We start from the raw sequence: 20768 nt of genomic DNA on the forward strand, positions 1-20768 counted from the left end.
CCCGTGGAGCCCCGGTGGCGGCCTGTGGATAACCGCTTCACCGAGTGTTCGGCCGGTTACTTTCGGCGGTCCGTCAGCCGCCGCCTCGGCGAGTGGAGGGCTGGAAAGCCGGGGCGCGAGGTCGGCCTGCGGACCGCCCGCCGCGGACCGCCTGCCGGAGAGCGGCGTTCGGGGGATCGGGGTGGAGAACCCGGGGCGCGCTCAGGAGGCTGCGGGGTGCGCTCAGGAGGCCGCGGGGGCCGGGCTGCTCGCCACCTTCGCCGGCTTGGAGTCGGACTTCGAGTCCGATGAGGCCGAGGAGCTCGACGAGTCGGACGACTTCGACGAGCCGGACGAGTCCGAGGAGCTCGACGAGCCGTTCGAGGAACTCACCGTGCTGGACGAGGACGACCGGCTGTCGGTTCGGTAGAAGCCCGAACCTTTGAAGACGATGCCGACCGCGGAGAACACCTTGCGCAGGTCACCCGCGCAGCTCGGGCACTCGGTGAGAGCGTCGTCGGAGAACTTCTGGACGATTTCGAACTGGTGGGTACAGGCACTGCAGGCGTACTGGTAGGTGGGCACGCGCTCCTCCTCGTGTGGTCCGCGCCGATTGGCACTCTAGTGGCGCGACTGCTAATGGTACGCAGCCGACAAGCTTAAACGCGAGTTGGAGTCTTCGCATTCCATCGGGAGATCTCAACGGGAGATCTCGACAGGGAGATCTCGACAGGGAGATCTCGACAGGGAGATCTCGATCAGACGCCGCGCTCGCCGAACCAGCCCGCGAGCTTGCCCTTGCGGCTGATCGCGCGCATCCGGCGCTCGACCATGTCCCGGCAGGCGGCCGTCGTCACGACCAGGAGCTGGTCCTCGACCCTGATCCTGGTGGAGTCGGTGGGGACGAACGTCCGGCCGTCCCTGACGATCAGCGTCACCTGGGCGTCGCGGGGCAGTCGCAGCTCGAAGATCTCCACGCCCTGCAGCTTGGACGTCGGCGGCACCTTGACCTGGAGCAGGTCGGCGTTGAGCTCCTCCAGCGGCGCCGACTCGACCTCCAGGTCGCGGGCCTCGTCGGGGGTGGACAGCCCGAGGAGTTTCGCCACGAACGGCAGGGTCGGCCCCTGCAACAACGTGTAGACGACGACGATCACGAAGACCTCGTTGAACACGAGCTTGGCCGTGCTGTTCTCGATGGAGGTGGCGGCCCAGGGGATGGTCGCGAGCACGATGGGCACCGCGCCGCGCAACCCGGCCCACGACAGGAAGGCCTGTTCTCGCCAGTTGAGGCTGGCGATGCCCATCAGCCGGGTCAGGAAGGCGGAAACCATGATCGACAGAGGGCGGGCCACCGCGACCAGGATCAGCCCGGCCACCAGGCCGGGTACGACCGCGGCCGGCATCTCCGAGGGGCTGACCAGTATCCCGAGCATGACGAACAGGCCGATCTGGGCCAGCCAGGCCACGCCCTCGGCGAAGCCCCGCGAGGCCGCGCGGTGCGGCATCCGGGAGTTGCCCATGACCAGCGTCGCGAGATAGATCGCCAGGAAACCGCTGCCGTGCAGCAGCACGGCTCCCGCGTAGGCGACGAACGCGAGAGCCAGCACCGCGATGGGATACAGGCCGGAGACGGGGAGCGCCATGCGGCGCAGCGCGTAGATGCCGAGCGGACCGACCGCCAGGCCGACGGCCGTGCCCACCACCAGCTCGAAGAGCACATTGAACAGGGCGACCCCGAGGCTGGGCGAGGTGGCGGCGCTCAGCAGCATCACCGCGATCACTGTGGGCGCGTCGTTGAAACCCGACTCGGCCTCCAGGATGCCCGCGAGGCGCGGCGGCAGGGGCAGGCGGCGCAGCACGGAGAAGACCGCGGCGGCGTCGGTGGAGGCGAGGATCGCACCGAGCAGCAGCGCGGTCCGCCAGTCCAGGTCGAGGATCAGGTGAACCGAGATCGCGACGGCCGCGATGCTCACCCCCACGCCGACGGTGGCGAGCACCAGGGCGGTGGGAATGGCTCCCTTGACGTGGCTCCAGGTGGTGGTCAGGCCACCCTCGGCCAGGATGATCGCCAGTGCGATCAGGCCTATCTGCTGGGCGAGTTCCGGGTTCTCGAACTGCAGCCCGAGCCCGGACTCGCCGAGGAGCACCCCGAAGCCCAGGAAGATCAGAAGGCTGGGGAGTCCGCTCCAGTGGGCGACACGTACGGCGACGACGGCCGCGATGACGACTCCGGCACTGAGAAGCAGCCAGACGTCCAGCCCCATCTGGTCCCCTCTCTGTCTGTGGGGATCATTGTGTCGCATTCGAAAAGGGCGTCACACACGTCCCACGCGCACAGCGGGTCACAGCCCGGGTGCGCACCGACCCGGGACGGGTGGTGATTCGACCTGCCGGTCATGCGTTCACGATGCCGGTTCCGGTGACTCACCGTGGTCGGGCACGTGCCTCCGGCACCGGTTTTGACGACTCGGTCGTCCGCGTGCCGGTTGTGGAGATCACCGGGTCGGCCGGGTGCCTGGGGCGTTGGCATCGGGGGTTTTCCCGGGTGGGGTGTCCACGTGCCGACTCAGGCGTTCGTCCTAATACGCATGCCCGCGCGCCGGCTCAGGCGTCCGTGGCGCCCGTCCTGAAGACCCCCCCGGGCGTCGCCGCGTAGCGGACCGCCACGTCGTGCGGCTCGGCGGGTACGCCGTCGAGCAACTCGCCCTCGTGCAGCAGCGCCACGGTCGGCACGTTCGGGCCGACCCTCGCCAGTGCCCGGTCGTAGGAGCCGCCGCCCCGCCCGAGCCGTACCCCGGTGGACCTGTCCACCGCCAGCGCGGGCACGATCACCAGGGCCGCGGTCCTGATCGCGTCGACACCGCGCCGGGTGTCGACCGGTTCCATGATCCCGAAGCGGCCGGGGGCGAGGGTGTCGGGGCCGTCGTACACGGCCCAGTCGAGATCGTCGTCGTCGCGGAGCACGGGTAGGATCACGGTCGCGCCGTGCTTCCACAGGGCGAAGACCAGTCCGTGGGTCGCGGGCTCCGTCCCGACCGACCAGTAGCACGCGACGAGCCCGGCCATCTGGACCCAGGGCAGGTCAAGCAGGGATTCCCTGATCTGGACGGAGGCCGCGTGTCGCCGCTCATCGGGGATCGCGGCCCGCGTCGCCTCGATAGTGGTACGCAGCATCTGCTTGTCCACAGGTCCCTCCACTATGGTTTCGGTTATGGCCGACTTAGAAGCTGTGACGAAAGCCGTCGTTCCCGCGGCGGGTCTGGGCACCCGCTTCCTACCTGCGACCAAGGCGACCCCCAAGGAGATGTTGCCGATCGTCGACAAGCCCGCGATCCAGTATGTCGTCGAGGAGGCGGTCTCCGCCGGACTGCTCGACGTCCTCATGGTCACCGGGAAGAACAAGCGTTCCATCGAGGACCACTTCGACCGGGCGATCGAGCTTGAGGAGGCCCTGGAGGCCAAGGGCGACGACGAGCGCCTCTCCCAGGTACGCGAGCCCGCCGACCTGGCGACCCTCCACTACGTACGGCAGGGCAAGCCGCGCGGTCTCGGCCATGCGGTTCTCTGCGCCAAGCAGCACGTGGGCGACAACCCCTTCGCGTGCCTGCTCGGTGACGACCTCATCGACTACCGCGACGAGCTCCTCAAGCGCATGATCGAGGTACGCGGCGTGCACGGCGGCAGCGTCGTCGCGCTGATGGAGGTCCCCAAGGAGCAGGTCTCCCTGTACGGCTGCGCCGCCATCGTGCCCACCGACGAGGACGACGTGGTCAGGGTGACCGACCTGGTGGAGAAGCCCCCCGCGGACGAGGCCCCGTCCAACTGGGCGGTCATCGGCCGGTACGTGATCGACCCGGCCGTCTTCGAGGTGCTGGAGAACACACCGCCTGGGCGCGGCAACGAGATCCAGCTCACCGACGCCCTGCGTACCCTCGCCGGGCGCGGCCGCGACCAGGGCGGCCCGGTGCACGGAGTGCTGTTCCGAGGCCGCCGCTACGACACCGGCAACAAGCTCGACTACCTGCGGACGGTGGTGCAGTTCGCCGCCGACCGCCCTGACCTGGCGCCGGAGTTCCTGCCCTGGCTCAAGGAGTTCCTGGCCGCGCGATGAACTCCATGAGATCGGTCGACGATCACCTTTCCGACATCCTGCGCACGGTCCGGGTTCTCGCTCCGCTGGAGGTGGAACTGGAGCAGGCGCTGGGCACCACGCTGGCCGAGGAGATCACGGCCCCGGTTCCGCTGCCGCCCTTCGACAACTCCGCGATGGACGGCTACGTCGTGCGGGCCGAGGACGTCGCCGACGCGCCGGTGACGCTTCCGGTGATCGACGACATCGCGGCCGGCGACGGCCGGATGCAGGCCATCGGTCCCGGTATGGTCATGCGGATCATGACGGGGGCCCCGCTGCCCGCCGGGGCCGACGCGGTGGTTCCCGTCGAGTGGACCGACGGCGGCACGGCGCAGGTGGTGATCAACCGCTCCGTGCCGAAGGGGAACGCCATCCGCAGGTCGGGGGAGGACGTGCGCGCCGGTGACGTCGTGCTGCCGGTGGGCACCCCGATCGGGCCCGCGCAGCTCGGAGTGCTGGCGGGGGTGGGCCGCCGCCGGGTGCTGGTGCGGCCTCGTCCGAGGGTGGTGGTGATATCCACCGGGGCCGAGCTGGTCGAGCCCGGCCTGCCCCTGGGGGACGGCCAGATCTGGGAGTCCAACAGCTTCGCCCTGATCGCCGCGGTCCGTGAGGCGGGTGGCGAGGGCTACCGGGCGGGGATCGTCGTCGACGACGCCGCGCGGCTCCTCGACCAGCTCGATGCACAGCTCCTGCGGGCCGACCTGGTGATCACCAGCGGCGGTGTCTCGATGGGGGCGTACGAGCCGGTGAAGGAGGCCCTCGGGCCGCTCGGCACGGTCCGCTTCGACCGGGTCGCCATGCAGCCGGGCATGCCCCAGGGGTTCGGCGTGGTCGGTGAGGACCACATCCCGATCTTCGCGTTGCCGGGCAACCCGGTGTCGTCGTTCGTGTCGTTCATGGTGTTCGTCCGGCCCGCGTTGCGGAAGATGGGTGGCCGGGCCGCCGAACCCACGGCGACCGTGCGGGCGGTCACCACCGGGCCGCTCCGCTCGCCCGAGGGCAAGCGCTCCTACCTGCGCGGAGTGCTCGGCCCCGACGGCACCGTCGACCCGGTGCGCAGGCAGGGTTCCCACCAGCTCGCCGCCCTGGCCTCGGCCAACGCCCTGATCGTGATCCCCGAGGACGTCGTCGAGCTTCCCGAGGGCGCGAGCGTGGAGGTCATCCCACTATGACTGGATTCACACACATCGACGAGACCGGCGCGGCGCGCATGGTGGACGTCTCGGCCAAGGACGTCTCCGTCCGTACCGCGACGGCCACCGGCAGGGTGCTGCTCTCGGCGGAGGCCGTGGCGCTGCTGCGGTCGGGGGAGGTCCCCAAGGGCGACGCGATCGGCACCGCGCGGATCGCCGGGATCATGGGCGCCAAGCGCACCCCCGACCTGATCCCGCTCTGTCACCCCATCGCGCTGCACGGGGTCAAGGTCGAGTTGGCCGTGGTCGACGACGGAGTGGAGATCACGGTACGGGTCAAGACCGCCGACCGTACCGGGGTGGAGATGGAGGCGCTGACCGCGGTCTCGGTCGCCGCGCTCGCCCTGATCGACATGGTCAAGGCGGTCGACCCGGCCGCCGTGATCACCGATGTCCGCGTCGAGGAGAAGACCGGCGGCAAGACGGGCGTCTGGACCCGGGGGGTCTCGTGAGGGCTCTGGTGATCACCGCGTCCAACCGGGCCGCCGCCGGGACGTACGAGGACACGTCGGGGAAACTGCTGGCCGGGCTGCTCGCCGAGGCCGGGTGCGACGTGGAGGGCCCGAGGGTGGTTCCCGACGGCGAGCCGGTCGAGGCGGCGCTGCGTTCCGGGGTGGCCGAGGGATACGACGTGATCGTCACCACCGGCGGCACCGGGCTGACCCCGGCCGACCTCACCCCGGAGATGACCCGGCGGGTGATCGACAGGGAGGTCCCCGGCATCGCCGAGGCGATCCGTCAGGTCAACCGGGAGAAGGTGCCCACCTCGATCCTGTCGCGCGGGCTCGCCGGGCAGGCGGGTGGCACGTTGATCGTCAACCTGCCCGGTTCCTCCGGAGGGGTGCGCGACGGCATGGGCGTGCTGGCGCCCGTGCTCCGGCATGCCGTGGATCAGATCCGCGGCGGAGACCACCCGCGCTGACTCATGCCTCCTCGGTTTCCGCTCGGGTGGGTTCGTGCGGGCTCGCGTGGGTTCACACGGGCTCGCGTGGGTTCGTGCGGGCTTGCCGGGTAGACGGGCTCCCGGGTAGACGGGCTCGCCGGGTAGGTGAGAACGCGACGGCATGGGTGTGCTCCGGCACGCTGTGGGTCGGAGCCGCCCCGGCTCCCATGGCACGGTGGGCCGTGTTGGGGGGATGATGGAGGGCGTGGATCGACTTCGTGGCTGGCCGGTGACCCTGACGGAAGGTCCGGTGGGACTTCGACCGCTGCGGCTGCGGGACGTACGCGTCTGGCGGGAGTCGCGGCTGCGCAACGCGAACTGGCTCCGCCCCTGGGAGCCGAGCAATCCCGAGACCCCCCTTTTCAAGACCGGCCTCGGGCCCTACATCTCGATGGCCGGAACCCTCCGCAGGGAGGCCAGGCAGGGGCTGGCGCTACCGTGGGTAATCACCTACGAGGGTGCCTTCGCCGGGCAGCTCACCGTGGGCGCCATCGTCTGGGGCTCCGCGAGGTCGGCCCAGATCGGCTACTGGGTGGACGGCGCGCTGGCCGGTCGAGGGATCACCCCCACCGCGGTCGCCATGGCGGTCGACCACTGCTTCTTCACCACGGGGCTGCACCGGATCGAGGCCAATATCCGGCCGGAAAATCACGCAAGCCGCAGAGTGGTTGAAAAGCTTGGTTTTAGGGAAGAGGGCATCAGACGTAGGCATTTGCACATCGATGGTGCCTGGCGTGACCACATCTGTTACGCGCTCACGGTCGAAGACGCGCCGAGAGGGTTGCTTGTGCGGTGGCGGCGGGCCCGTGAGGCGGCCGCCCACGGCGGCACTCCGCACGAAGAGGTTTGAAGATCTCACGACACACCGCATCGAATGCTCGTCAAATAGTGACACGCGGTCTTACTGTGCGTGACATGAGCACATCGAAGGCGCCGGGGGACCACCCGCGTCTTCATGCTGCCCGGAGGTGGCCGTGAGCAGCGTTGTCCTGTATTTGGCCATTGTCATCATGTGGCTGTGCGTGCTCGTGCCCATGTGGCTGCGCCGCGACCGCAACACCCTCGTCGAGACGACCAAGGACCCCGAGTCGTACGCCTACGACGAGGATTCCGCCGAGACCCTGATCGAGCCACCGCACGCATCCTCCCCGGAGTCCCCGGCCGAGTCCTCCCCGGGAGTCCTTTCCGCCACCGAGACCATGCCGGAGTTCCCGCCGGGCGACGACGCGCCGCCGCCCGTTGCCCGGGAGACCTCGACGGGTGCCCAGACCGAGTCCGAGACCTCGCCCGCACAGCCCCCGGCCGGCCGGCCCAACCCACGTAGGGTCGCGGCCGAGCGCCGTCGCGCCGAGCTCCGCCGCAGAGGGAGGCAGGTGGCCAAGCGCAGGCGGCTGACCTTCTGGTGCGTGCTGCTCCTGCTCGCCTCCGTGGTGACGGCCACCGTCCAGGTAATCCCCTGGTGGGGCGTGGCGCCCTCAGTGGTGCTTCTGGGGACCTATCTGGCCATTCTCCGGGTCACCGTCCAGATCGACGCCGAGCAGCGGAGAGCCGCCGCCAAGGCCCGCGCGGAACGTGTCAGACGCGCCCGCCGCCGCGCCGCCCTGCTGGAGGCCCAGCGCCCGGTGGCCGAGGTCATCGACCTGACCGCGCTCCGCGACGAACTCTTCGACCAGTACGCCGAGACACCCCGCCGCGCGGTCGGCGACTGACCGAGGCTCTGGATGGCGCGAGTGCCCCCGGAAGTTTGCTAATCTAGTCCACGTCTTGGGGATGTAGCGCAGTCCGGTAGCGCACTTCGTTCGCATCGAAGGGGTCAGGGGTTCGAATCCCCTCATCTCCACCGCAGGGCCGTTCTTGAAACGGCTGGACTGAAGTTGACGGGATCCCGTCTGATCATCACGATCAGGCGGGATCTTGTCGTTTCAGAGGTTTCCGAACGGGGTCGGGACGGTGCTGCGGGCGAGCGGCGATCCACGTCCATGCGGTCGACGTGCCGTGTCAGGCCGGTGGTGTCAGGCGTTTTCACGCCCGCTGTGGGCATGTCATCCGCTCGCGGCGTCTTTGGCCTCCCAGCGCAGCAGGTCGCCCGGTTGGCAGTTGAGTGCCTCGCAGAGCGCGGCGAGTGTCGTGAAGCGCACCGCCTTGGCGCGGCCGTTCTTGAGTACCGCCAGGTTGGCGGGTGTGATCCCGACGCGGTCCGCGAGGTCGCCCACGGACATCTTCCGCCTGGCCAGCATCACGTCGATGTCGACGACGATCGGCATCAGATCGTCTCGTCCAGCTCGGCCTGCATCTGCGCCGCTTCGACGTCGCGCGCGACGGCCTGGGCGAGCAGCATCCGCAGCACGAGCACGATGAGCGCGACCCCCAAGATGGCCAGGCCGACGCCGCCCATGATGACGGTGACGCCCGGGTCGGCCCGCTGGTCCGGCGCGTTGAGGGCCGTGACCGCGAACCACAGGAGGGCAGCCGCCACGATCGCGCCGATCACGGCGTCCACGTACCGGAAGGCGGCGGAAGAGAACACGGTTTTGCGTCGGACCATCGTCACCAGCCGCCATACGCTGACCAGGGCGACTTGGGCCGACACCATGCCCAGGATCGTGATCACGCGCAGCGGGGCCAGCGGGAGCGACCCGTCCTCCGGGTCGCTCCCGCTGGCCAACGCCCACACCATAAATGCCTGTACGAACACGGTGCCGGCGAGCACCACCACGAGCACGGCGCGAAGCGCACGCACTATCAGCTTTCCCATGACCCATCCTTCTATCGAGTTGCGATGAGAATCTATCGAACATCGATAGATGAGGCAAGGGCTGGGGCGGAGGGCCGGGCATCCCACAACCGTGTGGAACCGCACGACCTCCAAGGCCGACCAACTGGTGGCCGAGGGTGCACGGCTGGCGCCCACGGTTGGCGACGCGCTCAAGGCGGGTTCCCTGACGATCATCTGCGTCACCGATTACCAGGCCATGCACGAGCTGCTCGGCGCGAGCGATATCAAGCTGAATGGCACGATGTTGATCAACCTGACCTCGGGCGACCTGCCCTGGGCGGGGCGGGGCGGGGTCGTGCTCGTCAGGTGTTGCCGTGTCCTGAGGTGTGGGCTCCTCGGGGCGGTCGTGGGCTTGCCGCCGGCTGAGCAGGATGTGCTGGTTGGCCAGGCAGACCATGAGCGCGGTCAGCAGTGTTTGGGCCACGCGGCCATGCGCGAGTCGTTTCTTGAGGTCGCCCACGAGCCGCGAGGTCATGTCCAGCGTGGCAACCGGCGCCTCCGAGTGGCCCAGGGATCTGCAGGACACATCGGACACGCTCGCCAACGGTGTGAATAGCCGGAAACCGCTCCGGCGCGCTCAGGCTCAAGCCTACGCTGGCCTTGACGATCGGTCATGGAGGAACGTGTCCCAATGGGCAGAGCGCGCCGGAACAAGAGCACGTCCCCCAGCCGCGACGTCGCGGCCCGGCAGCAGGGGGAAGTCGAAGCGTCCGATCCCGCCCCGCCGAAAGGATCGCCGGCGTGGCTGGCGGGGATCGCCAGCGCTGTAATCCTGGCCGTGTTCGGCGTCGTGTTCACCGAGTGGTACAACGCGCACGGCTCCGACACGGTCGAGCAGGTACGCGGCGCGGCCCCGATCACCGTCGGCCACGTGGCCGTCGACTACTCCGAGCGCGATACCGTCCTGCGCGAACCGGTGACCGACCCCGAGGGCCGGGCGGTCATGCTGGCCGCTCACGCGGGCAAGCAGCGTGACGGGGTGCTGGCGCGCCACCAGATGGCCCTGATCGACAGCATGGACGTCACCGTCGTGCTGACCGGGAACCGCACCAGCCTGCGCATCGTGAACATCGTGCCGCAGGTCCTCGCCCGCATGCCGGTGTCGGAGGGCGCCCGCCTGATCGCCATCACCGGCAGCGGCGAGACGGGCACCGTCGAGATGGCCGCCGACCTCGACCGCCCCGCGCCCCGGTTCACGACCGACGGCGGTACCGAGTACTTCCGGAAGAAGCAGATCGACCTGAAACGGGACGAGCGGGTCACGCTCAGCCTGAGCTTCACCGGCAAGAAGGCGTACTACGAGTTCGACCTGCTGGTCACGGTGCTCGCGGACGACCGTGCCGAAAAGGTTGTGATCAAAGGGCCGGATGGGGGGCCGTTCCGGTTGAGCGGGGAGGCCGACCGCTACCGGGCCTACTACCGGGAGGCGCCGCAGGGAGGCTGGCGGCCGGTCTCCTGCGCGGGACGCCGGACGTGCTGATCACCCGTTGCCTCCGGGCCCTGACGGCGCTCTCGCTGGCCGCGGCGGTCGCGGTCGCCGACGACTCGCGGCCTCCGCTGGAGCTCATGAGATGGGAGGCGGCGTGGTCGGCCCCCGCCGATGAGACGGCCTCGTTCTCCTTCCTGTCCGGCGAGAATCTGATCATGGCGACGCCGGAGGGGACAGTGACCGTGCGCGATCCCGGCACCGGCGCGATCCGGCTCACCATTCGCACCCCGGTCACTTCCCTCAGCGACGCGTGGGCCACGGTCGGCACCCTCGTCGTGACCGGGAGCCCGAAAGGATCGTCGGACCGGACCCTGTACGGCTACGACCTGGCCTCCGGCGGCCCGTTGTGGCGGCACGAGCTGCCCCCGTCGGGGCCACGGGCGGACGACCTCCCGCGGATCCTGGTGTCCGAGTACGGCGTCGTCGTCTTCCACCAGGAGTCCGGGCTGCTCTCGCTGGACGTGCGAACCGGCGGCGTCCGGGCGCGGGCCGCCGAGGCGGTGGGCTGCGAGGGAGAGACCGGCTCCACATCCCGGGCCCTGCTGCTGCTGAGCCGCTGCGGGCAAGGCCGCGTGCGACTCGACTCCTTCGATCCGCGCACGCTACGGCGAAACTGGACACGTCCGGTGACCACCTGGAACGTCCCGCCGGGCGTCGGTATCCGGCTCTGGTTCAAGAGGGCGTCGGAGGGCTTCGTCATCGCGGCGGTGGACGGCGACGATTTCCTCTTCACGCAGGACGGCACACCGCTGCCCCGCTCCCGCCTGGACAGGGCCGCCGCCGGGAGCCCGTCGCCGGAGGTCGGTCAGCATCCCGACGCCGAGGACCGCCCCGGGTTCGACTGGAACAACGCGTGGCCGCTGCCCGGTTACCTCATCTCGCGAGAGCAGGACACCGGCCCTCCCGTCGCGCTTCCCCTCGACAGGCCGCTCACCCACACCACCGTCCTCGTGGGGGCGACCTCCCATATGGCCTTCATCCACGGTGACGCCCGGATCACCGCCCTGCGTCCCGTCTACGGACGTCCCACCGGCCCCGTCGCGCTCGGCGGCGTCCCGCCGGGCGAGTGGCCGGATGCCTGCTCCCTGCTCACCTCGCGCGACCTCGGCCAGGACGTCCGCCGCGTCCCGGGAAACAAGTCCCTGGGCCACCTCACGCTGCCCAGGCCCGTGACCTGCGACTGGGTGCCGCCCGAGGACGACGGCGAGGTCATCTCGCTCTCCGTGAGCTGGGTGTCCCCGAACGCCGGCGCCCTCTTCACCGACGCCGCCGAGCAGACCAGGCGTCACGAGAGCTTCGACTACGACCCCACGATCGAGGGCGACGGCATCTTCTCCTACACCGCCCACGGCCCCGGGGGGACCTTCGGCGCGATGCTCGTCAATGTGGGTCCGGTCATCGTCCGGCTGACGTCGCCGTCGCGGCTGGTGCAGCGCCTGGCCGCAGTCCGGGTGCGTGACAACCTGATGGCCCGCTACCGGCCGGGGGAGCGCGTCCTGCCTCCGGCGCGGACGGGCGGGTGGACCCATCTCGCCGACGGGAGCGTCAACACCGACCCGGTGGTGGGCGGCGGTGTCGTGTACGCCGGCGCCGACGACGGGCTGTACGCCCTGGACGCCGTCACCGGCCGGGCACGGTGGAAATCCTGGCCGGCCGCGCCCATGCTCGTGGACGGCGTGCTCTTCGGCGCGAGGAGCGACGGGGTGGCGGCCATCGACACCGCCACCGGCCGGATGCGGTGGAATCGCCGCTTTGGCACCCGGTACGTCGGCATCAAGGACCTCGTCATCCAGGACGGCGGCGTGTACGCGGGCGTCGGCCTCACCCACGTCGTCGCGCTGGAGGCCGCCACCGGCGAGCAGCGGTGGCGCTTCCGCGTCCCCGGCACCCTGGGCCGCGTGGCCGTGGCCGCCGGCACCGTCCACGTGAGCAGCCGGGAAGGCATGCTTTACGCCCTCGACGCCAGGACGGGTGCGCTTCGCCGGCGTTCCCGCGTGGGCACCGGCAATATCAACCCGGCCGGTTACCTGGCCGCGACCGGGGAGGCCGTCTTCGTGATCACCGGCGCGAAGGCGTCCGCGCTCGACCCCGCCACCGGGAAGGCGCGGTGGCGCGCCCGCGTCAGCGCCGCCGTCCGGTACGACCCCGTCGTGATCGGCGGTACCGTCTACCTCGGCGATCTCGCCGGGCGCACGTACGCGCTGAACGCCGCCTCCGGCCAGGAACGATGGAGGCTCGCCGCCGAGGGCGACAGCGGCATCTGGAACGTCACCGCGTCACGAGGAAAGGTCTACGTCGCCGGCCGGAGCCTGCACGCCCTCGACCCCGAAACCGGGCGGGAACGGTGGAGCAAGCCGTTCACCGCCACGGTGTCGGTCCAGGGGGACACCGTCTTCGTCCAGGACGAGGACGGTACGCTGTACGCGCTGGACCCGGCCACCGGCGCGCCCCGCTGGCGCTTCCAGACCGGCGGCCGCTTCCAGACCCGGCCGGTCGTGGCCGGCGGCCTCGTCTACGTCGGCAGCTCCAACGGCAACCTGTACGCGCTGCGCGCCACGGACGGACTGGCCGACCATCGCGATTCTGGAGCGGTCGATCAGGTCGGAACCGCCCCGCTTCGCTGGTAACCGGTCGAGCACGAAGGAGACGTCGGCCGTCTGGCCCTGAACCACCCTCGTGCCGAAGCCCGGATCGGTGTCGCTGTCGCACGCGATGCAGTCGGCGACCCGCCCGTCGGACAAGGTCGTGGCGTGGCTCTCGGCGGAGCTGAAGTGCTCACACGCCGAGGCGCAACTGCGGTCGGTGAGCACCACCAGCGGCAGGTTGAGCAGTTCGACGGTGTCGTCGGTCCGCAGGGCTTCGCACTTGGCGTCCACTGTGCACAGGTAGGCGGTGACCTTGCCATGGACGAAGGCGCTCACCAGCCGGATCGCTTGGCCAGGCCCAGGGTGAGGGCGAACTGGGCGCGTTGACCGCCCGACAGCTTGCCCGCCCGGAAGTCGAGGATGAGACCGAGCCGCGCGATGCGCTCCCGCGCCGTGGCCGCTACCGCCTGAACACAGCTGGAGGGGCCGCGTCCACCCACCTTGCCTTCCAGCGCGGGAACCCCGCAACTCGTGCCCGCCAGGGCGCAAGCTGCCCACCCGCAGATCCGCCCCACAGGCCGATCCGGCCGTTGAGGCCGTAGCGGAAGCCGTTGGCGCGCAGATACCGGATCGAGGCCTTCACCTCGTGGATCTGCTGCGGGAACTTGGCGCTCGTGCTCAGGGTGTAGTTGACGGAGGCAACGGCAAATCCCTGCGAGAGCAGTGATGTCCACTCAGGGATCCGCTGCAGCTCGCTCTTGTCTCCGGCGGACCAGCCACTGCCGTGACGGCCCAGACGCGCTTTCAAGCCTAGGTGCACACTGATCTCCCCTCAAGATGAAGATGAATTCAAATTCACCCCTTGGGCAAGGGTTGTCAACTCCAGCCGATGCCTGCATGATGAATCAGAATTCACATTCACTGTGAGGGGGATCACATGTATCTCGTGGAGTCGTGCCGCATTCGCACCTCAGGTGCCCGGGCGGTGGAGCTCTTCCAGGTTGACGGCCTCTCACTGCTGGCCATCCCGCAGCTGGCCGTCGACGTGCCCGGGCAACCACCCGGTATGAACGTCGGCGACAGTGACACCGAACTGCGGGTACTCCGCCTTACAGCCGAAGGTTTCGAGCCCTTCCAGAGCCTTCAGGTGCCGGGCGGTGAGGACGCGGAGTTCTTCCGGATCGGCCGGCGGGCGTTCCTGGCGACTGCGAGCATCCGCCGCGGCCAAGACCCCTATGCGTTCGGCGTGGACTCCCAGCTGTACGAATGGGACGGCGCGCGCTTCGTCCCCTTCCAGAGCGTGCCCGGTTTCGCGGCCAAGCAGTGGCGGCACTTCACGCTGGCCGATCAACATTTCCTGGCCCTGGCACAGGGGCTTCCGCTGGCTGGGAGCCAGCCGTCGCGGATCTACCGATGGGACGGCCGGGCCTTCGAACCGTTCCAGGAGATCGCCTCCGAGCAGGGCTACAACTGGCACGCCTTCCGGGTGGCGGGGCACGACTTCCTCGCCCACGCCGACCACCTCGCTCCGTCCGTCCTGTACCGCTGGGACGGAGCGCGCTTCGCCGTACACCAGAAGCTGGCCGAGCAGCACGGCCGGGCTTTCGCCTCCTTCCGCGCCGACGGCGAGGAGTATCTACTCGTCGGCTGCATCCTCAGCCCGTCGCGGCTACTGCGCTGGGATGGTGAGTCGTTCGTGGAGCACGCCGTGCTGGACGGGCTCGGCACCCGCGAGTTCGCGGTCCTGCAGGGCAAGGGCGGCCTGTACGTGCTGCGGGTCAACTTCATTCACGGCACCCCCGCCGCGCCGACGACCGCGCTGAGTTCCCAGCTCTACCACTGGCAGGACGGTGGGCTGCGCGTCGTCGAGGAGTTCCCCACCAGCGGCGGCACGGACGTTGCCGTCTTCACCGACGACCGGGGGCCACTCGTGGCGGTCTCCAACGGGCTCAGCGCCGACGTGCGGTTCGCCACCGAGAGCGTCATCTACCGCTTCATCGAGCAGGAGCACCAGTGACCGAGGAGTTCATCCGGCTGTTCGCCACCTACACAGCCGATCCGGACAGCATCGGCAGGAGACTGGGGCGCGCGGTCACCGATCGCGCGCGCAACAACCCGCTGATCGCCGCGACGGCCACCGACATCGCGCTCTACCCGGGAGACGGCAGGCCGCCCACGGTCGAAGGGTTCCGGCTCTCGACCAGGGGCTTCAAGGAGCTGACGGCGATCTCCCACCTGGGTCCCGCCGTGGCTTCGCTGGTCAGGCTCCGCGACCTGGGCGAGGAGTCCTGGCGGAAGGCCGCCGAGCGCCTGCTGGCCGAGGTCAAGGCCACCCGCGCCGCCAACAGCATCGAACTGTGGCGGGACCGGATCGCGGTCGAGGCCTACCGGGGCAGGGAACGTGAGATCGCCGACATGGTCGACCACGCGTGCGCGATGACCGCCCGCTACCTCACGGCCGCGCTGGACGACGAGGACTATCTCACTTCCGAGACGCTCCGCCGCGACTACCTCGACAACGGCATCAACTCAATGATGGTGGCCACGTTCTTCCTGGTCAGCCTCGACACCAGCTTCCGCATCACGCGCTGGTTCACCGAGCAGGACCTGGCCTGGGAGCGGGCCATGGTGGTGATCGCGGGCAGGCAGGGCCGTCCGACCGCGGGCGTCACCTGGAACACCAGCAGCGTGGCCACGATGATCCTCGCCGCCTCGCGCGGCCGCCTTCCGTTGGATCGCGTGTACGTGGCCCCGCACGCGCCCACCTTCCCCTCCCCTGCCGGCGGCGACCTCACCCAGGTGATCGCGCTGGAGGAGGACCTGCGCACCCTCTGGTGCAGCACCAGGGCCACCGTCGAACTCGGCGACGTGATGTTCGACGGCTATCCGCGCTACGTCCCTGGCGGCCTCACGCTCCCCGACGTCACCGACCTCGGCGTCGCCGAGGTGAGCGAGATGCCCGCCATCCACTCGGCCGACGACATGCGTGCGCTTGTGACCAGGCTCCGCATCGTGCTGGAGGACCCGAGGCAGCTGCTGTCCAGCTGCGTCACCGACTTCGCCGCCGCCTCCCTGGCGGCGGTGGGTAACGATCCCACCCAGGTAGTGGTGCCTGGGCTGACCGACCTCTGAGAGTGAACCATGACCATCGACCGGCGCTCGTTCCTCCTCGGCGCATCACTGCTGTCGCTGACCACCGCATGCGGTTCGTCAGGCTCCTCCTCCTCCTCTTCTTCCTCCTCCTCGAACTCACTCAAGATCGGCGCATCGCTGCCGCTCACCGGCCCGGCCGCGGACGTCGCCGATCCCGGCTACAAGGGCTACCAGGTCTGGCAGAGCCAGATCAACACGCGCGGCGGGCTCCTGGGCCGCAAGGTGGAGTTCGTCATCCTGGACGATGGCTTCGACCAGAACACCGTGGTCTCCAACTACAACCGGCTGATCACCCAGGATCGGGTGGACCTGCTGATCGGCACGTTCTCCTCGTTCCTGAACCTGCCGGCTTCGACCGTCGCCGACCGCAACCGCATGCTCTACATCGAGCCGTCGGGTGGTGCGGCGGATATCTTCTCGCGCGGCCACACCAGGCTGTTCTTCAGCCAGCCGGGCACGACCGACACCGCGCATCGGCCGTTCGCCGCTTATGTGGAGGGCCTGAAGGAGCGGCCCGCCACCGCGGCCTACCTGTACCAGGACGACCCCAGCACCGACGTGCCCGTCCAGAACCTCCAGAAGACCTTTGAAGGGCTCGGCATCGAGACCGTCTACGGGCAGAAGTACCCGCCGGACACCAAGAACTTCGACGCGATCGCCAACGCGATCCGGCAGACCAACCCCGCCCTGCTGGTGCACGGGGCGCTGGAGGTCGACGGCGTGGCCGTGGTCCAGGCCCTGCAGCGGGTCGGCTTCACCCCGTCGATCCTCTACCAGACCAGGGCGCCCTCCAGTGTCAACACCTACCCGCAGGCCATCGGCGCCACGAACACCGAGGCCGTCTTCACCGCCGGCAGCTGGCATCCGGCCTCGAAGTATCCGGGCAACGCCGAGTTCGTCGCGGATTACCGCAAGCAGTTCAAGCAGGAACCGAGCGAGGACGCCGCCAACTCCTACACCGCGGCGCAAGTGCTTCAAGCCGGCGTCCAAGCCGTCGGCAAGCTCGACCAGGATGCGATCGCCGCCTGGCTGCACGCCAACACGGTCGACACCATCGTCGGCCCGCTGAAGTGGGACAAGCGCGGCGTTCCCGACGGCAGCCTGCTGCTGATGCAGTGGCAGCGTGGCAAGCTGGAGGTCGTCGCCCCGGCCTCGGCCGCGACCGTCACCTCCGTGATCGCCGCCAAGCCAAGCTGGGCGACCTGATGCAGGCGTTGCTCTTCGGCCTACTCGTCGGCGGCGTATACGCCCTGGCCAGCAGCGGCCTGACGCTGATCTTCGGCGTCATGCACATCGTCAACCTGACCCACGGCGCGATCCTCATCGCCGGGGCATTCCTCACCTACAGCATCTGCACGGCGACGGGCCTCGACCCCTTCGCGACGATCCCCGTCACCGGCACCGTGCTGTTCGGCCTGGGCTGGCTCATCCACAAGCTCGTCATCCAGCGGGCCGAGCGCGGCGGTGAGGGCACGATCATCCTCTCCACGCTCGCGCTCGCCATGATCCTGGAGGGAATCACCATCCTCATCTGGGGCCATGAACCGCACACCGTCGTCACCTCCTACGCCCGCACGTCCATCCGGCTGGGCGACCTGGTCTTCCCCACGGCCCAGGTGTACGGCTCCGCGTGCGCGCTGGCCCTGCTGGCCGCGCTGTACATGGTGCTCAACCACACGTGGCTGGGCAGAGCCGTACGCGCGGCCACGGCCAACCCGCAGGGTGCCGAACTCGTCGGCATCCGGGTGGAGCGGGTCAACGTCGCCGCCTTCGCCCTCGGCGTCGCGCTGACCGGCGCGGCGGGCTCGATCCTCGCGGTCCTGTCTCCCTTCACCCCGGACTCCGGGGAGCAGTGGATCGGCCTGGGGCTCGCCATCGTGGTGCTCGGCGGCATGGGCAGCCTCGGCGGCGCGCTGATCGGCGCCCTGGTCCTCGGCGTGGCCGAGACACTGACGGCCACCTACGGGTCGCCCTCGTGGGCCACTGCCATGCCCTTCGCCGTCATCGTGCTGACCCTCCTGCTGCGCCCGCAGGGGATCTTCGGCGTTCGAGTTCGACAGGATGTGGTCACCGGATGAGGATCCTGATCATCGCGGCCGGCGGCGCCCTCCTCGCGCTGCCCGTGCTGTGGGGCGACGCCTACTACCTGAACATGCTCATCCTGATCTTCCTCCTGGCGATCATGGCCAGTTCCTGGAACATCATGGGCGGCTACACCGGCTACATCTCCCTCGGGCAGAGCGCCTTCCTCGGCGTCGGCGCCTACACGACCGCCATCGCGGCCAACACGTGGTCGATCTCCCCATTCCTGGCCGCTCCCCTGGGCGGCCTCGCGGCGGGGGCGCTCGCCGCCGTCCTCGGCCTGGTGACCTTCCGGGCGCGAGGCAACGCGTTCATCATGATCACGTTCGCGATGCTCTACCTGCTCGGCATCGTGGCGCTGAACTGGACGTCGGTCACGAACGGCAACGACGGCATGATCCTTCCCGCGCCGACCTGGAGTAGGGACTACGCCCTCTGGCCCTTCTACTACGCCCTGCTCGGTCTGCTGATCCTGACGCTGGTGATGTCGAAGGCGATCGCCTCCTCACGCTTCGGCCTCGGGCTGACGGCCATCCGCGAGGACGAGGAGAAGGCCGCGGGCATCGGCGTCAACACCTCGGCGGCCAAGCTCGCCGCCTTCGTGGCCAGCAGCGTGCCCATCGGCGTGGCGGGCGGCTTCTACGGCTACTACCTGAGCTTCCTCGACTCCAGAGCCATGTTCAGCATCGTCACCAGCATCATGATCGTGCTCGCCGCCCTGCTCGGTGGCTCGGGCACGCTGTGGGGCCCCGTGCTGGGCGCCTTCCTGCTGGAGCCGTTCTCCCAGCTGACCAACCAGCTGTTCACCGGTCCGACCGCGGGCGCCTGGCGGCTGGTCGTCTTCGGTGGGCTGCTCCTGGCCATCCTGCTCTTCCTGCCCAAGGGCATCATTCCCGGGGTACGGCAGGCGCTGGCCAGAAAGCGACCGGCCATCGTGGGCAAACGCCTGGCCCCCGCCGCCGTCCCGTCCTGGCTCGCGGTCGGCGACGGGGGGCGATTGGAGGTGCACGGCATTCGCAAACGCTTCGGCGGGCTCACCGTCCTCGACGGCCTGGACCTCACCGTCGAGCCCGGCTCGATCACCGGGTTGATCGGGCCGAACGGATCCGGCAAGACCACGCTGTTCAACCTTATCGACGGCGCGATGAAGCCGGACAGCGGCACGATCCTGCTCGACGGCCGGCGGATCGACGCCTCGAGCCGATGGGCACGCAGCCGGGCGGGGCTGGGCCGTACCCACCAGATCACCCGATTGTTCCCCCGGTTGTCGGTGCTGCGGAACGTCGTCGCCGGATCCAACGGGTCCTGGGCGGCACCGGCGATCACCGGTGTCCAGGCCGCCAGGGGCGCTGAGCTCCTCGATCTCGTCGGGCTCGGCGACTATCGTGACCTGCCCGCCGGCGAGCTCTCCTACGGCCAGCAGAAGCTCATCGAACTGATCCAGATTCTCCTGCTCCAGCCCCGCCTGGTGCTGCTCGACGAACCGGCGGGCGGCATCAACCCGACGCAGATCGAGCAGATGGGCGCCCTGATCCGCGAACTCAACCGGACCGGGACCACCTTCCTGATCGTCGAGCACAACATGCCCTTCGTCCTCGGGCTCTGCGACACGGTCCACGTCCTGGCAGGTGGCCGCCGCATCGCCTCCGGCACGCCGCAGGAGGTGCGGAGCGACCCGCTGGTGCTGGACGCCTACTTGACAGGAGCGAGCCAATGATCTCGATGACCGGTGTCTTCGCCGGGTACGGCGGAGGCGACGTGCTGCAGGGGCTGGACCTGGAGGTCTTCCCCGGCTCGGTGACCTGCATCGTCGGCCCCAACGGCGCGGGCAAGTCCACCGTGCTGCGGACCATCAGCGGCCAGCTCGCACCGCGTCTCGGCGCGATCCGCTTCGACGGCCGCGACATCGCCGGACGGTACCCCGCCGAGCTGATCAAGGCGGGGATCGTGCAGGTGCCGCAGAAGAACGGCCTGTTCCCCGCGATGACCGTCGCGGAGAACGTACTTCTCGGCGGCTACCTGCGCCGCCACGAGAAGACGTATCTGCGGGGGCGCTTCGCCTGGCTCGCCGAGCGCTTCCCGATCATCGCTGAGCGGAGCGGCGAGCCGGCGGGGAACCTGTCCGGCGGGCAGCGGCGAACCGTCGAGTTCGCCAGGGCGCTCATGCTGGAACCGGCGATGGTGCTGCTCGACGAGCCGTCTCTGGGGCTCGACCCGCGCTCGCTCGGTCTGGTCGGAGATGCCGTGAACGCCATGCGCGACAGCGGCATCACCGTGCTCATCGTGGAACAGAACGTGCGCTTCGGGCTCGGGATCGCCGGCCACGGTGTCGTCATGGAGAGCGGCCGCGTGCTCATGGCGGACTCCGCCCAGACAATTCTCGACGACCCGGAGATGGGCGCGCTCTTCCTGGGCGGCACCCCGTGAGCGCCTTCC

The 20768-nt window shown here is 69.5% G+C and carries 23 protein-coding genes, 1 tRNA gene and 1 pseudogene; 18 read left to right on the forward strand and 7 right to left on the reverse strand.

All coding sequences use genetic code 11. From position 1 onward, the window contains the following. Positions 1–181 precede the first annotated feature (181 nt). Positions 182–409, forward strand: a complete 228-nt coding sequence (locus OIE13_RS36890; protein WP_442811756.1) for a hypothetical protein — start codon at positions 182–184, stop codon at positions 407–409. Positions 410–423: 14 nt separating this feature from the next. Here OIE13_RS36890 and OIE13_RS36895 read toward each other — a convergent pair. The 3 genes and pseudogenes from OIE13_RS36895 to OIE13_RS34755 form a co-directional block, all read right to left on the reverse strand. Next, a pseudogene (locus OIE13_RS36895) lies at positions 424–564 on the reverse strand (FmdB family zinc ribbon protein); the annotation flags it as partial. Positions 565–737: 173 nt separating this feature from the next. Further along, positions 738–2243, reverse strand: coding sequence for a potassium/proton antiporter (locus OIE13_RS34750; protein ID WP_326645016.1), 1506 nt, complete (start codon positions 2241–2243; stop codon positions 738–740). A 340-nt stretch (positions 2244–2583) separates the two neighbouring features. Beyond that, positions 2584–3165, reverse strand: coding sequence for a 5-formyltetrahydrofolate cyclo-ligase (locus OIE13_RS34755; RefSeq protein WP_326645015.1), 582 nt, complete (start codon positions 3163–3165; stop codon positions 2584–2586). Between the two features lie 25 nt (positions 3166–3190). On the opposite strand from OIE13_RS34755, the gene galU reads away from it, so the two are divergent. The 7 genes from galU to OIE13_RS34790 all read left to right on the forward strand — a co-directional run bounded on the left by galU (position 3191) and on the right by OIE13_RS34790 (position 8087). Next, a complete protein-coding gene (gene galU, locus OIE13_RS34760) occupies positions 3191–4090 on the forward strand; it encodes a UTP--glucose-1-phosphate uridylyltransferase GalU (RefSeq protein WP_326645013.1) in 900 nt (299 codons plus the stop codon). A gap of 5 nt (positions 4091–4095) precedes the next feature. Further along, entirely contained in the window at positions 4096–5283 is a 1188-nt protein-coding gene (gene glp / locus OIE13_RS34765) for a molybdotransferase-like divisome protein Glp (RefSeq protein ID WP_326646907.1), read from the forward strand. Continuing rightward, positions 5280–5756: a cyclic pyranopterin monophosphate synthase MoaC gene (moaC, locus tag OIE13_RS34770; protein WP_326645011.1), complete on the forward strand. Its 477-nt coding sequence runs from the start codon at positions 5280–5282 to the stop codon at positions 5754–5756. The genes glp and moaC overlap by 4 nt, the downstream gene beginning before the upstream one ends. Then, positions 5753–6226: a MogA/MoaB family molybdenum cofactor biosynthesis protein gene (locus tag OIE13_RS34775; protein ID WP_326645008.1), complete on the forward strand. Its 474-nt coding sequence runs from the start codon at positions 5753–5755 to the stop codon at positions 6224–6226. The genes moaC and OIE13_RS34775 overlap by 4 nt, the downstream gene beginning before the upstream one ends. Before the next feature lie 217 nt (positions 6227–6443). Beyond that, on the forward strand, positions 6444–7097 hold the full coding sequence (locus OIE13_RS34780; protein ID WP_326646906.1) for a GNAT family N-acetyltransferase: 654 nt from the start codon (positions 6444–6446) through the stop codon (positions 7095–7097). Positions 7098–7221: 124 nt separating this feature from the next. Beyond that, complete coding sequence (gene sepX, locus OIE13_RS34785; protein ID WP_326645007.1) at positions 7222–7956, forward strand: divisome protein SepX/GlpR; 735 nt, start codon at positions 7222–7224, stop codon at positions 7954–7956. Between the two features lie 57 nt (positions 7957–8013). After that, positions 8014–8087: transfer RNA gene (locus tag OIE13_RS34790), tRNA-Ala, on the forward strand. Between the two features lie 202 nt (positions 8088–8289). Here OIE13_RS34790 and OIE13_RS34795 read toward each other — a convergent pair. Together OIE13_RS34795 and OIE13_RS34800 are read right to left on the reverse strand one after the other, a co-directional pair. Continuing rightward, complete coding sequence (locus tag OIE13_RS34795) at positions 8290–8511, reverse strand: helix-turn-helix domain-containing protein (RefSeq protein WP_326645005.1); 222 nt, start codon at positions 8509–8511, stop codon at positions 8290–8292. Beyond that, entirely contained in the window at positions 8511–9002 is a 492-nt protein-coding gene (locus OIE13_RS34800; RefSeq protein ID WP_326645003.1) for a DUF2975 domain-containing protein, read from the reverse strand. Before OIE13_RS34800 ends, OIE13_RS34795 begins: the two co-directional genes overlap by 1 nt. A 49-nt stretch (positions 9003–9051) precedes the next feature. Here OIE13_RS34800 and OIE13_RS34805 point away from each other — a divergent pair, with 49 nt between their 5' ends. The 4 genes from OIE13_RS34805 to OIE13_RS34820 all read left to right on the forward strand — a co-directional run bounded on the left by OIE13_RS34805 (position 9052) and on the right by OIE13_RS34820 (position 13401). Continuing rightward, the gene (locus OIE13_RS34805) at positions 9052–9579 is read left to right on the forward strand and encodes an NAD(P)-binding domain-containing protein (protein WP_326829301.1); all 528 of its coding nucleotides are present in this window, start codon (positions 9052–9054) and stop codon (positions 9577–9579) included. Positions 9580–9654: 75 nt separating this feature from the next. Next, entirely contained in the window at positions 9655–10503 is an 849-nt protein-coding gene (locus OIE13_RS34810; RefSeq protein ID WP_326644999.1) for a hypothetical protein, read from the forward strand. Next, the gene (locus tag OIE13_RS34815; protein ID WP_326644997.1) at positions 10497–13139 is read left to right on the forward strand and encodes an outer membrane protein assembly factor BamB family protein; all 2643 of its coding nucleotides are present in this window, start codon (positions 10497–10499) and stop codon (positions 13137–13139) included. The genes OIE13_RS34810 and OIE13_RS34815 overlap by 7 nt, the downstream gene beginning before the upstream one ends. A 49-nt stretch (positions 13140–13188) precedes the next feature. Continuing rightward, a complete protein-coding gene (locus OIE13_RS34820; protein ID WP_326644995.1) occupies positions 13189–13401 on the forward strand; it encodes a hypothetical protein in 213 nt (70 codons plus the stop codon). A gap of 28 nt (positions 13402–13429) precedes the next feature. Here the strand turns inward: OIE13_RS34820 and OIE13_RS34825 are convergent, their stop codons facing one another. Both OIE13_RS34825 and OIE13_RS34830 read right to left on the reverse strand, forming a co-directional pair. After that, the gene (locus OIE13_RS34825; protein WP_326644993.1) at positions 13430–13597 is read right to left on the reverse strand and encodes a hypothetical protein; all 168 of its coding nucleotides are present in this window, start codon (positions 13595–13597) and stop codon (positions 13430–13432) included. Continuing rightward, positions 13558–13905 carry an alpha/beta hydrolase gene (locus OIE13_RS34830; protein WP_326829302.1) on the reverse strand — a complete coding sequence of 116 codons (348 nt, stop codon included), beginning with the start codon at positions 13903–13905 and terminating at the stop codon, positions 13558–13560. Before OIE13_RS34830 ends, OIE13_RS34825 begins: the two co-directional genes overlap by 40 nt. A 129-nt stretch (positions 13906–14034) precedes the next feature. Between OIE13_RS34830 and OIE13_RS34835 the strand changes: the two genes are divergently transcribed. Genes OIE13_RS34835 through OIE13_RS34860 form a run of 6 tightly spaced genes read left to right on the forward strand, consistent with a single transcriptional unit; the run spans position 14035 to position 20759 of the window. After that, complete coding sequence (locus tag OIE13_RS34835; protein WP_326644989.1) at positions 14035–15114, forward strand: hypothetical protein; 1080 nt, start codon at positions 14035–14037, stop codon at positions 15112–15114. Then, the gene (locus tag OIE13_RS34840; protein WP_326644988.1) at positions 15111–16229 is read left to right on the forward strand and encodes a DUF5624 domain-containing protein; all 1119 of its coding nucleotides are present in this window, start codon (positions 15111–15113) and stop codon (positions 16227–16229) included. The genes OIE13_RS34835 and OIE13_RS34840 overlap by 4 nt, the downstream gene beginning before the upstream one ends. Before the next feature lie 9 nt (positions 16230–16238). Next, positions 16239–17456: an amino acid ABC transporter substrate-binding protein gene (locus OIE13_RS34845; protein WP_326829303.1), complete on the forward strand. Its 1218-nt coding sequence runs from the start codon at positions 16239–16241 to the stop codon at positions 17454–17456. After that, entirely contained in the window at positions 17456–18328 is an 873-nt protein-coding gene (locus OIE13_RS34850; RefSeq protein WP_326644984.1) for a branched-chain amino acid ABC transporter permease, read from the forward strand. The genes OIE13_RS34845 and OIE13_RS34850 overlap by 1 nt, the downstream gene beginning before the upstream one ends. Continuing rightward, entirely contained in the window at positions 18325–20049 is a 1725-nt protein-coding gene (locus OIE13_RS34855) for a branched-chain amino acid ABC transporter ATP-binding protein/permease (protein WP_326644982.1), read from the forward strand. Before OIE13_RS34850 ends, OIE13_RS34855 begins: the two co-directional genes overlap by 4 nt. Continuing rightward, positions 20046–20759 (forward strand): ABC transporter ATP-binding protein, encoded by a 714-nt coding sequence (locus OIE13_RS34860; RefSeq protein ID WP_326644980.1) that lies wholly within the window; start codon positions 20046–20048, stop codon positions 20757–20759. The genes OIE13_RS34855 and OIE13_RS34860 overlap by 4 nt, the downstream gene beginning before the upstream one ends. Positions 20760–20768: the final 9 nt, after the last annotated feature.

Source organism: Streptosporangium sp. NBC_01810, assembly GCF_035917355.1.
GTDB lineage: Bacteria > Actinomycetota > Actinomycetes > Streptosporangiales > Streptosporangiaceae > Streptosporangium.

Bases quoted from the DNA above. Each gene is read 5' to 3' on its own strand.
- OIE13_RS34750 (WP_326645016.1), bottom strand. From the start codon at position 2,243: ATGGGGCTGGACGTCTGGCTGCTTCTCAGTGCCGGAGTCGTCATCGCG.
- galU (WP_326645013.1), top strand. From the start codon at position 3,191: ATGGCCGACTTAGAAGCTGTGACGAAAGCCGTCGTTCCCGCGGCGGGT.
- glp (WP_326646907.1), top strand. From the start codon at position 4,096: ATGAGATCGGTCGACGATCACCTTTCCGACATCCTGCGCACGGTCCGG.
- moaC (WP_326645011.1), top strand. From the start codon at position 5,280: ATGACTGGATTCACACACATCGACGAGACCGGCGCGGCGCGCATGGTG.
- OIE13_RS34780 (WP_326646906.1), top strand. From the start codon at position 6,444: ATGGAGGGCGTGGATCGACTTCGTGGCTGGCCGGTGACCCTGACGGAA.
- OIE13_RS34795 (WP_326645005.1), bottom strand. From the start codon at position 8,511: ATGCCGATCGTCGTCGACATCGACGTGATGCTGGCCAGGCGGAAGATG.
- OIE13_RS34800 (WP_326645003.1), bottom strand. From the start codon at position 9,002: ATGGGAAAGCTGATAGTGCGTGCGCTTCGCGCCGTGCTCGTGGTGGTG.
- OIE13_RS34805 (WP_326829301.1), top strand. From the start codon at position 9,052: ATGAGGCAAGGGCTGGGGCGGAGGGCCGGGCATCCCACAACCGTGTGG.
- OIE13_RS34810 (WP_326644999.1), top strand. From the start codon at position 9,655: ATGGGCAGAGCGCGCCGGAACAAGAGCACGTCCCCCAGCCGCGACGTC.
- OIE13_RS34835 (WP_326644989.1), top strand. From the start codon at position 14,035: ATGTATCTCGTGGAGTCGTGCCGCATTCGCACCTCAGGTGCCCGGGCG.
- OIE13_RS34845 (WP_326829303.1), top strand. From the start codon at position 16,239: ATGACCATCGACCGGCGCTCGTTCCTCCTCGGCGCATCACTGCTGTCG.
- OIE13_RS34850 (WP_326644984.1), top strand. From the start codon at position 17,456: ATGCAGGCGTTGCTCTTCGGCCTACTCGTCGGCGGCGTATACGCCCTG.
- OIE13_RS34855 (WP_326644982.1), top strand. From the start codon at position 18,325: ATGAGGATCCTGATCATCGCGGCCGGCGGCGCCCTCCTCGCGCTGCCC.
- OIE13_RS34860 (WP_326644980.1), top strand. From the start codon at position 20,046: ATGATCTCGATGACCGGTGTCTTCGCCGGGTACGGCGGAGGCGACGTG.